Below are 13,387 nucleotides of genomic sequence, written 5' to 3' on the forward strand. Positions count from 1 at the left end.
ATTATTAATATTAGTAAATAGTATAACACATTAATTCTAATAGTCTATACTATTCAATGGAATTGAGTAGTGTTTTATACATTATTCGAAAAAATTTAAAACGGTAATGACAAATAGTTGATTTTTGAATATAAATGAAAAAATGAAGGCAATCTCTAGAACAGTTCATTTACGAAGTTGCTAGATATTTCTTTAAAAAACTCATTGACAATGTTCGCCATTGTAGAGTAATATTCTGATTTGAACGGATACTCTCTTATCCCGAGCTGGTGGAGGGACAGGCCCAATGAAACCCAGCAACCTGCTAAACGAAAAGGATGACTGCATAACAGTTCCTTTTCAAGTGCGAAGGTGCTAATCTGACGCAAGGCTCATGTCTTGAACGATAAGAGTGAAAGGCCCGGAACAACCTTTCCTCATAGTGGTAAGGTTTTTTGTTTTGTATAAGTCCTTTTATGAAAAGAGTTTCTAATAAAAATCCTTTGTTTATTTCATACTAAGGGAATGAGTACCGTATCAATCACGAGGTTCAAGAAGTATTCCTGTAACCTTCATAAAACCTCGATTATCTCATATTATAGGAGGATTTCAGATGTCAACAAAACGTCGTTTGTTCACTTCTGAATCAGTAACGGAAGGTCATCCTGACAAGATATGTGACCAAATTTCTGATTCCATTTTAGATGCTATTTTAGCGAAGGATGCTAATGCTCGTGTAGCTGCTGAAACCTCAGTAACGACCGGATTAGTTCTAGTTGCTGGCGAAATCACAACCTCTACTTACGTGGATATTCCGAAGATTGTTCGTGAAACAATTAAAGGGATCGGTTACGATCGTGCTAAATACGGCTTTGACTCCGAGACTTGTGCTGTTTTAACCTCGATTGGTGAACAGAGTCCTGACATTGCCATGGGTGTTGACCAAGCGCTTGAAGCACGTGAAGGCTTAATGTCTGATGAAGAAATCGAAGCAATTGGGGCAGGAGACCAAGGTTTAATGTTTGGTTTTGCTTGTAATGAAACAAAAGAGCTTATGCCTCTTCCGATTTCACTAGCACACAAGCTTGCTCGCCGATTAACAGAGGTGCGTAAGGATAAGGTTCTTGAATACCTTCGTCCAGACGGAAAAACTCAAGTTACGGTTGAGTATGATGAAAATGACAAGCCCGTCCGCATTGATACAATTGTTATCTCAACTCAACATAATCCGGAGGTAACGTTAGAGCAAATTCAACGTAACCTGAAAGAATATGTTATCAATCCAGTTGTTCCTCAAGAACTAATCGATGAAAACACGAAATATTTCATTAACCCAACAGGCCGTTTCGTTATCGGCGGACCACAAGGGGATGCAGGCTTAACCGGTCGTAAGATCATTGTTGATACGTATGGCGGATATGCTCGTCATGGCGGTGGTGCCTTCTCTGGTAAGGATCCTACAAAGGTTGACCGTTCTGCAGCCTATGCGGCTCGTTATGTAGCTAAAAACATCGTTGCTGCAGGCCTTGCTGAAAAAGTTGAAGTTCAACTTGCTTATGCAATTGGTGTAGCAAGACCGGTTTCCATCTCTGTTGATACGTTTGGAACTGGAAAGGTAAGTGAAGAGGTTTTAGTTGACTTAGTAAGTAAAAACTTTGACCTGCGCCCTGCCGGAATCATTAACATGCTGGACCTACGCCGTCCAATTTACCAACAAACAGCAGCTTACGGTCACTTTGGCCGTACAGATGTAGAGCTTCCATGGGAGCTTACAGATAAAGCTGATACTTTACGCCAGCAAGCAAATCTATAAACAAGAAAAGCGGAAGCGCCTTGACCAGGGGTGAGATAGGGCGAATTATCGACTGGCAAGCAAAGCGAAGCCAGAGATTAGTCTCCTTGAGCCCCTAGGCGCTGGAGCTAGACAAATGGGAAGGGGAGTTGCATTTCATATGTAACTCTCTTTTCTATTTTTCGGCCGAAAGGAAAGGAAAGTATTACTTTCCTTTCAGGCATAAGGGCAACTACGCCTCTGTCGTCGCCTAACGGCTTGCAAATCGGGGAGTTTACTTTATCTATTTTCTTGTTCAGTATATTGGTACCAATGAATAAAATGTTTAAGTAGGTCAATAGAAGTGAAAAATGAAGGTACACCAAATTTCTAAATGTTCACAGTGCCATTTTTGCAAAAATAGTGGTAGTATTAGAGAGATGTTTTTTGAGAATGTTTTATTTTGAAATGGAGTAGGTGAGGTACATAATGTGTGGTTTTATCGGTTGTGTACACGACAAAACACAAAACTATAGTAATGAACAAAGACAACAATTTAAAAATATGAACGATATCATTACCCACCGCGGACCTGATGATGATGGTTTCTTTTATGATGACCATATTCAATTTGGTTTCCGTCGTTTAAGTATTATCGACATTGAAAGCGGACACCAGCCGCTTACGTATGAAAATGAGCGATATTGGATTATTTTTAACGGTGAAGTCTATAACTATGTTGAATTGCGTGATGAACTGTTAAAGGAAGGCTTAACGTTTTCGACAAGTTCTGATACTGAAGTTATCATCGCACTTTATAGCCACTTGAAGGAAAAAGCGGTGGAAAAATTGCGTGGGATGTTTGCTTTTATTATTTGGGATAAGCAGGAGCAAACCCTTTATGGTGCGCGCGATCCTTTCGGAATCAAGCCTTTCTTCTATATGCAGGATGGAGAAAGAACTTTGTTTGCATCTGAGAAGAAAAGTATCTTGCTTGCCCTCGAAAATGATGTTTTAGACTATGATTCGCTTCAGCACTATTTAACTTATCAATTTGTTCCTGAACCAAACACTTTGTCTGAGGGAATAAAAAAATTAGAGCCAGGCCATTATTTCACGAAAAAAATTGGCTCACCTCTGGAAATCAAACGATATTGGAAGGCACAATTTAAGCCAGTCCAAAAATCAGAATCCGATTTTATCAAAGAAATTAAAGATGTACTATTCGACTCTGTCAAAATGCATATGCGCAGTGACGTACCAGTTGGTTCGTTCTTATCTGGTGGAATCGATTCTTCCATCATTGCATCCATTGCTAAAGAATATCATCCTGCCATTAAAACCTTCTCTGTGGGCTTTGAACATAATGGCTTCAGTGAAATTGATGTGGCGAAAGAGACGGCAGAAAAGCTGGGTGTAGAAAACATCAGTTATGTGATTTCACCACAGGAGTATATGGATGAAATTCCGAAAATCATGTGGCATATGGATGATCCGCTGGCAGATCCGGCCTGTGTCCCACTTTACTTTGTCGCGCGTGAAGCCCGAAAACATGTAACTGTGGTTCTATCTGGTGAAGGTGCTGATGAATTATTTGGTGGATACAATATTTACCGTGAGCCCCAAGATTTAGAGGTGTTCAATAAAATCCCGAGAGTAGGAAAAGTACTTTTAAAAGGGATTGCAAACATGATGCCTGAAGGAACAAAGGGAAAAAGTTTTATTGAACGTGGCGTTACACCGATGGAGGAGCGTTATATCGGGAATGCGAAGATGTTCAGGGAAGAAGAAAAACGTGATCTTTTGAGCGTATATCGAGATGGATTGAACTATTTAGACATTACGAAGCCGCTTTATGAGGAATCAAGAGGTTATGATCCAGTAGACCGGATGCAATATATTGATATTCATACGTGGATGCGCGGCGATATTCTGCTGAAAGCAGATAAAATGACGATGGCTCATTCACTTGAGCTGAGGGTTCCGTTCCTTGATAAGGCCGTGTTTGAAGTAGCATCTAAAATACCGACAAGCTTGAAAACAGCTAATGGAACAACCAAGTATATTTTACGAAAAGCGGCTGAAGGTGTTGTGCCGGCACATGTGCTTGACCGTAAAAAGCTTGGTTTCCCAGTGCCAATTCGCCATTGGTTGAAAAATGAAATGAACGAATGGGCGAAAAAAATAATCCGTGAAAGTAACACGGAACATTTAATCAATAAACCATACGTTTTAGGCTTGCTTGAGGACCATTGCCAAGGGAAAGCCGACAACAGCCGGAAAATTTGGACCGTGTTGATGTTTATGGTATGGCATCAGGTGTATGTAGAAGATGTCTATTCATTTCAACATGATTTTACCTTGCAAAAAGAATTACAAACAATGAAGCATTAATTTGAAAGCACCCATGTGTTGTGATGGGTGCTTTTCTCTTGATGTGATTTACAATTAATTGCCAAAAAAGCCATAAATAGAGGAAAATGAGCCAATCAATTAAGAAATTGAGCCATAAAACCAAAAAATGAGCCAATAACTATTAGTGTCCTTCGATTGTATAAAATTAAGATTGTTGCGACTTATAATATTGTGCTTTCTCCGCATATTCTGTATAAATGCGTTCCATATCTTTTCTATCTTCCGCTGTCAATTCTCTAATAACTTTTGCAGGTCTGCCGAATGCTAAGGTATTAGGGGGGATTTTCTTACCTTGTGATACAAGGCTGCCAGCGCCAATAAAAGCACCTTCACCGATTTCCGCATTATCGAGGATAATGGAACCCATTCCGATTAACGCTCTTTTCCTAATGATGCAACTGTGGAGGATTACCTGATGGCCTACGGTTACTTCATCCTCTAAAATTAGCGGGTTATTAGGACTTTGGTGTAAGATAGAATTATCTTGGATATTGACTTTATTGCCAATTCTCGTTGGTGCGACATCGCCTCTGATACTCGAGTTAAACCAGACACTAGAATGTTCACCAATTTCAACATCACCAGTAATCGTGACATAATCCGCAATAAATGCTGTCTCAGCAATTAACGGGTATTTATCTTTATAAGGGTAGATCATCTGTTTCGCTCCTTTTTGAATGATGATTCTATTTTATCGAATGCTTGAAGTATTTTTCAAAAAATTTACCTTTTTTTATTTTTTGATAAAAATCAAATGGGTTTTAAGAAATGCTTATAACTTTTCTAGGGGGAAATAAAAATGTGGAAGTGGGAAGCTGAAGGGGAAGCAAAGGCGGTCATCGTGATGGTTCATGGGGCAATGGAACATCACCTTAGATACGGCTGGCTGATTGAAATGTGGCGTTTATCTGGCTTTCATGTCATAATGGCTGATCTTCCTGGGCAAGGGATGACAACTAGAGCCCGCCGTGGCCATATTGATTCCTTCGATGAATATATATTTGAGGTAAAGGATTGGATCCAAGCTGCCTATCGTTATGAGTTACCCGTGTTTTTACTTGGGCATAGTATGGGTGGGTTAATCGCGATTCGCTTACTTCAAGAAGAACGGTTAAATGTTGCAGGGGTGATCCTTTCTTCGCCATGCTTAGGACTGGTCCATTCCCCTTCCAAATTTTTAGATGTTCTATCGTATGGCTTGAATGTGATATTTCCATCGTTACGGATGAATTCCGGTCTAACCGTTCAAATGGCGACTAGAAATGAAGATGTTAGAGAAGCAGACTCCAATGATACTCTTTATGTAACAAAAGTATCTATTAGGTGGTATCGCGAACTTGCCACTGCGATAAAGCAGTCGTTTCTCAATATCGACAAAACACAGGATATCCCCATGCTTGTCATGCAGGGCGGGGATGACAAAATTGTCAATAAAATTACCGTTAAGGAATGGTTCAATAACGTCCCATTATCTGAAAAGAGATTCAAGGAATGGCCAAAATGCTACCATGAAATTTTTAATGAACCAGAGCGGGAAGAAGTCTTTGAATACGCAAAAGATTTTGTTTTAAGTCAGTTAAAATCAATTGGTTATATCGTTTAGAAAGGATGTCGTTTTCCATGATGCCAATCACCCTCATGTCCAGGGTATATCGCAAAATACTTCCAGCAGTCCATCAAGAATTGGCTTATTGGAAAAGCCGCGCTGAAAAAATTCCGAATCCAGAGTTAAGAAACCAAGCCCTTGCCAGTATTGAGCATAAAACGTTCCACTGTGAAGGTGGAGCGATTCTTGCTCTCACAGCTGGAGATCATTATAAAAAAGCTGTCAAGTTTATCGTCGCCTATCAAACGATTAGTGATTATTTAGATAATCTTTGTGACCGTAGTACATCACTTGATCCTGAAGACTTTGCTACCCTCCATATGTCGATGGCAGATGCTCTTTTACTTAAAGCTGATAAGCAAAACTATTACCGACTTCGCGAGGATCAGGATGACGGGGATTATTTGTATGATTTATCGGAGACATGTCGTTCTGTTCTTAAAGAGATAGAGCATTACAATGTTATCAAAGAGTATCTTCAGGAGCTCTGTCAGTATTATTGTGATTTGCAAATCCACAAGCATGTGGTACAGGAGGAGCGGGTACCACGTCTTGAAGAATGGTTTCATGGTTACCAAAATCGACTTCCTGAGATGGAATGGTATGAGTTCTCGGCCTGCTCGGGTTCGACATTGGGCATTTTTTGTTTAATCTCGTATGCCATGCGTGAAGATTTTCGGGCGAGCGATGCGGAAAATATTCGAAAGGGATACTTTCCTTATATTCAGGGGCTACATATTCTCTTAGATTACTTTATTGACCAAGAGGAAGATATTGCCGGAGGAGACTTAAACTTTTGTTCCTACTATGATAGTCAAGAAACACTTTTTCATCGGCTAAAGCATTTTGTTGTGGAAGCAGACAAGCATACTGACTACCTTCCTCATAAAAAATTCCATCAGCTCATTAATCGTGGCTTGTTAGGAATTTATTTATCGGATGAGAAGGTCCGGAAACAGAAAAATGTCCGTAAGCTGGCAAAGGGAATCATGAAAACGGGTGGCTGGGTTAGTTATTTCTTTTATTTCAATGGACTTGCCTACCGTTCAGTTCAAAAATTAGTACCCGCATTTGTGACTAGGCTTATGATAAAGTAATAAATCGGCTCGAAAAATATTTGAGAATCTTTATTTACATAATTTAGGATGACGTCGACACAATTTCAACGGATAAACAAAATCGTAAAAAAACCAGGCTCGATGCCTGGTTTTTAGCGTTTTTCAATCGCAACAATAAAAGGTGGATAATTTTGCTGATTAATAAATTGATACTGCAGCACATGCGCTGTTTTTTGGTCAATATGTTGGCAATAGTTGAGCAATGAATCCCGTTCAACTGCACCTTCTTCATGACCATGATAAATCACAAGGACAATGATACCCTCGGGAGCCATAATTTCCAATAATTGCTCGATAGCAGCAATGGTTGTCTTTGGCCTAGTAACAATGGTTTTATCACTGCCAGGCAAGTATCCCAAGTTAAAAATTGCCCCTGTTATCCGACCATGATGAATAGGTGGAACCATTTGATAGAGGGATTCATGTCCTTTGTGAAAAATGGTTACCCGATCTGACAGACCGTGCTGTGTCAGCCGCTCTTTGCTTGCCATAATCGCTTCTTCTTGCACGTCAAAGCCATAAACTTTCCCGCTTTCACCTACAAGCCCCGCTAAAAAAACGGTATCATGTCCATTGCCAAGAGTGGCATCTACGACAACATCGCCGGATTGAACCGCTTTTTCGAGTAAATTTTTCGCAAACGGAAGAATACGTTCTATCTTCATCGGTTCAAAGTCCGTGCACTCTCTTGATAAAATTTACCTTGCCAGCTGTCTCTTCTCTTCAATTCGGTATCAATGGCATTTAATACTTCCCACTTATTTACACTCCACATTGGTCCAACCATCAAGTCAATCGGTCCATCACCCGTTATGCGGTGTACAATCATTTCCGGTGGTAAACTTTCTAATTGGTCGCATACTAAGTTTACATAGTCCTGTTGCGAAAGAAATTCGAGCATCCCTTTTTCATATTGCTTAACCATTGGCGTGCCTTTTAACAGGTGAAGCAAGTGAATTTTAATTCCTTGGACGTCTAATTTAGCGACTTCACGGGCCGTTTCCATCATCATGTCATACGATTCAAGCGGCAGTCCATTAATAATATGGGAACAAACCCGAATTCCATGCTTTCTTAGTTTATTAACTCCGTCTTTATAACATTGAAAATCATGGGCACGATTGATAAGTAATGCGGTCCGTTCGTGGACAGTCTGAAGCCCGAGCTCAACCCATAAATAGGTTCGTTCATTTAATTCTGCTAAATACTCGACGACATCATCAGGCAGGCAATCTGGACGGGTTGCAATCGAAAGGCCAACCACATCTTCCTGCTTTAGGACAGTCTCAAATTTTTCACGCAGAACATCCACGGGTGCATGGGTATTGGTGAACGCTTGAAAATAGGCCATATATTTGCCATCTTTCCATTTTGTGTGCATCTTTTCTTTTATTTCAATGAATTGGGTTTCCAATGTTTCGACACGGTTACCGGCGAAATCACCTGAGCCGGCAGCACTGCAAAAAGTACAGCCGCCATGCGCAACCGTACCGTCACGGTTTGGACAATCAAAGCCTCCATCAAGTGCTACTTTAAACACCTTATGGCCAAATTGCCCGCGTAGGTGGTAATTCCAGGTATGGTACCGTTTATCATCCAAAGCATATGGAAAAGGTTTTGTCTGAAGCATGTCAGAAAACCTCCTTTTTTAAAAAAATAAAATTTACATAAGGTCAATTTTAACATGAAGCAAAAGCCTTATCAAAATGTAATTGTTTATTGCCATAATTTATCCGACTGTTTGTGTAATAGGAAAATGAATCGAGAACACAATAAGAAATGAAGCGGTGTGCTTCACGAAGATTTTTAAAGTAGTTGGGTGAACTGAAGGGGGTTCTTAAATGGCTACTCGTGAATCAATGGATAATCTGATGCAACAGTGTGAGGATGCTATTCGATATGCCGAGGAACAATACAAACAAAGCAGCCTCCAAGAACAATATAACGATGATAATTATACACAAGCCTTACAAGGGCTCGAAGAAACTTATGGTGACATAGCAAAAATGGCTAATTTCGCCAATTCACAACAGCGCGAACAACTCCATAGAATGAGACTTCAGCTTCAGCAGCTGCAGAACTCGATGATTTTAAAAGGGCATTAAGAGGAGGAGAAGCTTTTTGAAAAAACGATCAAAACAACAAAATCCGGAACAAAAGACTCGAAATGGAATCAATAATCAAGATTTCGAACTAGGCCAGGATTTTGATTTGGTGAAACAAGCAAAAATAAAATATGAAAAATCAGGCGGCCAGCCGGTAAAATCTAAAATGCATCAAGAAAAGTGACAGTCATCTTAAAATTCGAAAGGATTCCTTAACAATTTTGTTGAGGGATCTTTTTTTTCTTTTTTTTTTACACTTTTTTTATTATGCGAAAACTGGTCTCCTAAACGTGGAAAAACAACTAAAAACGCTTTCAATACCAATTTTTTAATAAATACAACTTGAGAATAGAGTAATATCCTCGTTCACAGTTTGGAAATAACTCCAATTTAGAATGTGATGTAGGTCACAGAATGGGGTTGTTATTCATGGTTTAAATAAGGTATGGATTAGTAAACTCCTTTCCAGAACCTCCACTTTTTGTTAGGTGGACCAGTCCACCTAGTACTTTTTTTGAAACTTATGTGAACATGTTCACATTTTATCCACAAATTTGCTTAGCTAGTTTTTGAAAGGAAGTATGGAAATGAAAAAGTACTTATTAATCGTTAGCTTCATCTTAGCCTTTATATGTCCTTCGATTAGCTTTGCTGAAAATCAACCTATTTTAAGCATGGAAGAGCTAACGATTCAAGTTATGCCAGAGTTTGCCTATCATCCCAACGATCAAAAGAAGGCGCATCCACCGCTATTGATTGGTTATCAAGGATCGATGGTAAATAACTCCGATCAGCCACAAAAAGGACAAATTGAAATTCCACTACCAATGAAAGAGAAGAACTTTCGTATTGGTTTTGTTGCCGATTACTCAAGAGATTTAAAGAAGGCCTATGAAATCGAATATGTTATCGACCGTGAAAAAGGAACGATTTCCTGGACTACAAGCGAAGAGATTGCTCCGAAGGAACGATATAAATTTGTTATCGAATATTATACAGACAGCCTAAAGGTTAACAAGGAAAAGAAATCATTAACGTATCAGTTTAAAAGCTTTGTTGATATTGGACTCGTCAATATTACCTTTACACAACCGTCTAAGGCAAAAAAAATGAAGCTCTCGCCGGCTCCAGAAGAAAAACAGAACCATGGCGGGGCAAATGACACCTTCTCCTACCTTTATCAAGGAGTAAAGGCTGGTGAAGAAAAAAACTTCACCATAAACTATGTTCGCCTTGAGACAAAACCAGCCACAGAACTCATGAGTGAAAAACATTCATCCGAAGTGACCCAAAAAGGGAATAAGACATCTAATAGTCTAGCTGTCGGAGCCTTTAGTGGGATTAGTGTCCTATCTATAGGTGCATTGAGCATTCTGATCCGAAATCGAAAGAAAAAGCAGTAAAGAAAAAGCGTTCTCAAGAGCGTGATCCATTTGGATTAAGGTGCCTTAAAGGTACTTTAATATATATAGAGAGAGATAGAAAGATACTTATATGGGAGGTGAAGAAATGTTCAAAAAGCTTTTGAAGATGGACAAAAAGTTTTTAATTGTCTTAGCATTACTTATCGGGGTGTTTTTATCCTTTTCAACAGTCAAAACAATGGCCTATCTGGATTCACCTGGTTTCTGTCAAAACTGTCATACGATGAAATCCGTTTATGCGTCATTTGTGGATTCTACTCATTCCGATTTGCAGTGTAATGATTGTCATTTACCACACAAGAGTGAAGCAGGTAAGTTATTTTTTAAAGGCCGAGCAGGGATGACGCATATTTATTTCAACACATTTGGAACAAAAGATATTCCAGATGTAATCCAGGCGACAGACCGAACGAAAAGTATCATGAATGATAATTGTATCTCCTGCCACAAGAGTACGCTAAACAATGTGTCGCATGATGCAAAGGATAGTTGTGTATCTTGCCACAAAACTGTACCACATGGGAAAGGCTTTAAAGACGATCACTATAATAAGCCACCTAAATCAGGAGAGTTATTAGAAAATAAGGGAGGATTTTAAGAATGGGAAGGTTCCGATATGGGGCATATCTTCTCCTGCTAGCTTTAGTGTTGATTATCACTGGTTGCGGCAATGATTCCGGTGACAAAACAGCTTCGGCAGCAGGCAAGAAGACGACAGGCCTCTCAGCAGATGAAATAAGCAATGAAGCGTTTAAGGATATATTTCCGCTTCAATATAATAGCTACAAGAAAAATAATAAGATGGAAGAGACAAAATACAATGGTTCGGTGAAACGAAGCAAATTCGATCCAGATAAAGAGCCGTTACTGCCAATCCTCTTCAATGGCTATGGCTTTGCAACATACTATACTGAAGATCGTGGTCATACTTATGCATTAGAAGATATTCATAATCCTCCTCGGATTACCGATAAGTCTGTTGGTTCTTGTTACACATGTAAATCAACAGCTGTGCCAAAAATGATCGAAGAAATGGGAGACAGCTATTGGGGCGCCAATTTTAACAAGGAAATCTGGCCAAAAGGCGAAGCGATGGGTCACTCACCAATCGGCTGCTCCGATTGCCATGATCCGAAAACAATGGATCTACGTGTAACACGCCCTAGTCTTTTTAAAGCGTTAAAAGCAAAGGGTGTTGATGTTTCAAACCCTACGAAAAACGAAATGCGCACCTATGTTTGCGGCCAGTGCCATGATGAATACTACTTTGCTGCTAAAAATAAGGAAGTAACCTACCCGTGGACAAAGGGCTTTAAGCCAGCAGAAATGTATGAATACTACAACACCATTGCAAAAGAGAATGGTTTTGAAAAAGACTGGATTAGTAATATTTCCGGAGCACCGATGTTAAAGGCACAACACCCTGAATTTGAAACCCATTCATCAGGCACACATGGTAAAGCAAATGTATCTTGTGCAGATTGCCATATGCCATATGAACGTGTCGATGGAAAAAGAAAGATTACATCCCACTGGTGGACTTCACCACTTAAAACGATGCAAACATCTTGTGGACAATGTCATGCGGATCGCGATTTAGACAAACTTAAAGACCGTGTGTATGAAATTCAAGATTCAACTGTAAAGGGATTACATGATGCGCAAGATATTTCCACTTCAGCTCATTATTATGTGAACAAAATGATTACTTCTGGTGTGAGCCAAGAAAAAATCAAACAAGCACAGGAATCTGTGCGTAAAGGGCAATGGTTATGGGATATTATTGCAGCTGAAAACTCTTCAGGCTTCCATAATCCACAAGGATCAATGGATTCACTAAGGATGTCAATTGAGGAGTCAAGCAAAGCAATCCGCCTTGCAACAGAAGAACTTGTGAAAAAAGGCGTCAATATGGATGAGCTTGACAAGGAAATTGAAAAAGCGAAAAAAGCTGTTTTAGATGAAAAAGTTAACGAGAAGAAAAAAGACTCTGCCATAAATAGCTATTTCCCTGCCCAAGCACCAGTTGACCCGGCAGTACCAAAAAAATAAGCCCTTTCCAATAAATTCTTATTCGTCCCGCTAAGAAGGAATAGGAACAGTAAGGAAAGAGCCGCAAAATACCGTTTAGAAAACACTGATTCTCTGAGGAGAACAGTGTTTTCTTGCTATTATTGTGACAAATTTATGGAAAGGTGTCAATTTGCAAAATTCATTAGCCGGCTTCGTGGAATAAAGAGGTGAATTTGGCGGAATTCTTTCAGGGTTTGGCTTCAAATCCATGCGAAAGTTGGCGGAATTAATCACGAAATCGGCGGAAATAAATGGAGAATCGGCGGAATCTTCACTCAAATTCGTGGAATCATTTCCCAGCGATACATGGAGATACAAAAGGATTGCACACTAACATAAAAACGGCTAAAATTACCTAGTGACTCGAAATAACTTACAACAAAGGAGCGTTTTTCATGCCGCGTGCCTTATGGCTTTTAATCATCGGGATGGCAGTGAATGTAATTGGCTCTTCTTTTTTATGGCCTTTAAACACAATCTATATTCACGATCATTTAGGAAGGTCCTTGTCCGTTGCTGGGATTGTCCTAATGCTTAACTCAGGTGCAAATGTAATCGGGAATCTCTATGGCGGCCATTTATTTGATAAAATCGGTGGCTATAAATCTATCATACTGGGAATTTGTATTTCCCTTTTCGCCCTTGTCGGATTATCTATTTGGCATGACTGGCCAGAATATGTAGTTTTTCTAACCATTGTTGGTTTTGGCACAGGAATTATTTTTCCATCGATGTATGCAATGGCGGGTTCGGTGTGGAAAGAAGGTGGACGAAAATCCTTTAACGCCCTTTATGTGGCGCAAAACCTTGGGGTTGCGATAGGCGCGTCTCTTGGCGGGATCGTTGCAGATTACTCGTTTCAATTAATCTTTCTTGCCAACACCATCATGTATGTA

The 13,387-nt window shown here is 39.7% G+C and carries 13 protein-coding genes and 1 riboswitch; of the genes, 10 read left to right on the plus strand and 3 right to left on the minus strand.

All coding sequences use genetic code 11. From position 1 onward, the window contains the following. Window positions 1–253: 253 nt before the first annotated feature. A riboswitch (SAM riboswitch) is annotated at window positions 254–392 on the plus strand. A gap of 200 nt (window positions 393–592) precedes the next feature. Then, a complete protein-coding gene (metK, locus tag RTR43_RS04150) occupies window positions 593–1,792 on the plus strand; it encodes a methionine adenosyltransferase (protein ID WP_312469887.1) in 1,200 nt (399 codons plus the stop codon). 447 nt (window positions 1,793–2,239) lie between these two features. Further along, window positions 2,240–4,144: an asparagine synthase (glutamine-hydrolyzing) gene (gene asnB / locus RTR43_RS04155; protein WP_312469888.1), complete on the plus strand. Its 1,905-nt coding sequence runs from the start codon at window positions 2,240–2,242 to the stop codon at window positions 4,142–4,144. A gap of 166 nt (window positions 4,145–4,310) precedes the next feature. Here the strand turns inward: asnB and RTR43_RS04160 are convergent, their stop codons facing one another. Beyond that, the gene (locus RTR43_RS04160; protein WP_312469889.1) at window positions 4,311–4,823 is read right to left on the minus strand and encodes a gamma carbonic anhydrase; all 513 of its coding nucleotides are present in this window, start codon (window positions 4,821–4,823) and stop codon (window positions 4,311–4,313) included. A gap of 141 nt (window positions 4,824–4,964) precedes the next feature. Between RTR43_RS04160 and RTR43_RS04165 the strand changes: the two genes are divergently transcribed. After that, a complete protein-coding gene (locus tag RTR43_RS04165) occupies window positions 4,965–5,768 on the plus strand; it encodes an alpha/beta hydrolase (RefSeq protein WP_312469891.1) in 804 nt (267 codons plus the stop codon). Between the two features lie 5 nt (window positions 5,769–5,773). Further along, complete coding sequence (locus tag RTR43_RS04170) at window positions 5,774–6,868, plus strand: tetraprenyl-beta-curcumene synthase family protein (RefSeq protein ID WP_396954531.1); 1,095 nt, start codon at window positions 5,774–5,776, stop codon at window positions 6,866–6,868. A gap of 113 nt (window positions 6,869–6,981) precedes the next feature. On the opposite strand, the gene mnmM is transcribed toward RTR43_RS04170, so the two are convergent. After that, window positions 6,982–7,554: a tRNA 5-(aminomethyl)-2-thiouridylate-methyltransferase MnmM gene (mnmM, locus tag RTR43_RS04175; protein WP_312469894.1), complete on the minus strand. Its 573-nt coding sequence runs from the start codon at window positions 7,552–7,554 to the stop codon at window positions 6,982–6,984. After that, window positions 7,551–8,519, minus strand: coding sequence for a tRNA modification radical SAM protein MnmL/YtqA (gene mnmL / locus RTR43_RS04180; protein WP_312469895.1), 969 nt, complete (start codon window positions 8,517–8,519; stop codon window positions 7,551–7,553). The genes mnmM and mnmL overlap by 4 nt, the downstream gene beginning before the upstream one ends. 211 nt (window positions 8,520–8,730) lie before the next feature. On the opposite strand from mnmL, the gene RTR43_RS04185 reads away from it, so the two are divergent. The 6 genes from RTR43_RS04185 to RTR43_RS04210 all read left to right on the plus strand — a co-directional run. Continuing rightward, complete coding sequence (locus tag RTR43_RS04185; RefSeq protein WP_312469897.1) at window positions 8,731–8,994, plus strand: YtzC family protein; 264 nt, start codon at window positions 8,731–8,733, stop codon at window positions 8,992–8,994. A gap of 16 nt (window positions 8,995–9,010) precedes the next feature. Next, window positions 9,011–9,178, plus strand: coding sequence for a glycogen biosynthesis protein GlgD (locus tag RTR43_RS04190; protein WP_312469898.1), 168 nt, complete (start codon window positions 9,011–9,013; stop codon window positions 9,176–9,178). Between the two features lie 403 nt (window positions 9,179–9,581). Then, a complete protein-coding gene (locus RTR43_RS04195; RefSeq protein WP_312469899.1) occupies window positions 9,582–10,397 on the plus strand; it encodes a hypothetical protein in 816 nt (271 codons plus the stop codon). Window positions 10,398–10,503: 106 nt separating this feature from the next. Next, on the plus strand, window positions 10,504–11,016 hold the full coding sequence (locus tag RTR43_RS04200) for a NapC/NirT family cytochrome c (RefSeq protein WP_312469900.1): 513 nt from the start codon (window positions 10,504–10,506) through the stop codon (window positions 11,014–11,016). Window positions 11,017–11,018: 2 nt separating this feature from the next. Next, window positions 11,019–12,470, plus strand: a complete 1,452-nt coding sequence (locus RTR43_RS04205; protein WP_312469902.1) for an ammonia-forming cytochrome c nitrite reductase subunit c552 — start codon at window positions 11,019–11,021, stop codon at window positions 12,468–12,470. Window positions 12,471–12,886: 416 nt separating this feature from the next. Further along, a partial coding sequence (locus tag RTR43_RS04210; RefSeq protein WP_312469903.1) for an MFS transporter occupies window positions 12,887–13,387 on the plus strand: 501 nt, incomplete at its 3' end.

It is taken from the genome of Neobacillus sp. (genome assembly GCF_031988165.1).
GTDB classification, from domain to species: domain Bacteria; phylum Bacillota; class Bacilli; order Bacillales; family Cytobacillaceae; genus Neobacillus; species Neobacillus rhizosphaerae.

Excerpts from the sequence above, each read along its gene's own strand:
- metK (WP_312469887.1), top strand. The coding sequence starts at position 593 with ATGTCAACAAAACGTCGTTTGTTCACTTCTGAATCAGTAACGGAAGGT.
- asnB (WP_312469888.1), top strand. The coding sequence starts at position 2,240 with ATGTGTGGTTTTATCGGTTGTGTACACGACAAAACACAAAACTATAGT.
- RTR43_RS04160 (WP_312469889.1), bottom strand. The coding sequence starts at position 4,823 with ATGATCTACCCTTATAAAGATAAATACCCGTTAATTGCTGAGACAGCA.
- RTR43_RS04165 (WP_312469891.1), top strand. The coding sequence starts at position 4,965 with ATGTGGAAGTGGGAAGCTGAAGGGGAAGCAAAGGCGGTCATCGTGATG.
- RTR43_RS04170 (WP_396954531.1), top strand. The coding sequence starts at position 5,774 with ATGTCGTTTTCCATGATGCCAATCACCCTCATGTCCAGGGTATATCGC.
- mnmM (WP_312469894.1), bottom strand. The coding sequence starts at position 7,554 with ATGAAGATAGAACGTATTCTTCCGTTTGCGAAAAATTTACTCGAAAAA.
- mnmL (WP_312469895.1), bottom strand. The coding sequence starts at position 8,519 with ATGCTTCAGACAAAACCTTTTCCATATGCTTTGGATGATAAACGGTAC.
- RTR43_RS04185 (WP_312469897.1), top strand. The coding sequence starts at position 8,731 with ATGGCTACTCGTGAATCAATGGATAATCTGATGCAACAGTGTGAGGAT.
- RTR43_RS04195 (WP_312469899.1), top strand. The coding sequence starts at position 9,582 with ATGAAAAAGTACTTATTAATCGTTAGCTTCATCTTAGCCTTTATATGT.
- RTR43_RS04200 (WP_312469900.1), top strand. The coding sequence starts at position 10,504 with ATGTTCAAAAAGCTTTTGAAGATGGACAAAAAGTTTTTAATTGTCTTA.
- RTR43_RS04205 (WP_312469902.1), top strand. The coding sequence starts at position 11,019 with ATGGGAAGGTTCCGATATGGGGCATATCTTCTCCTGCTAGCTTTAGTG.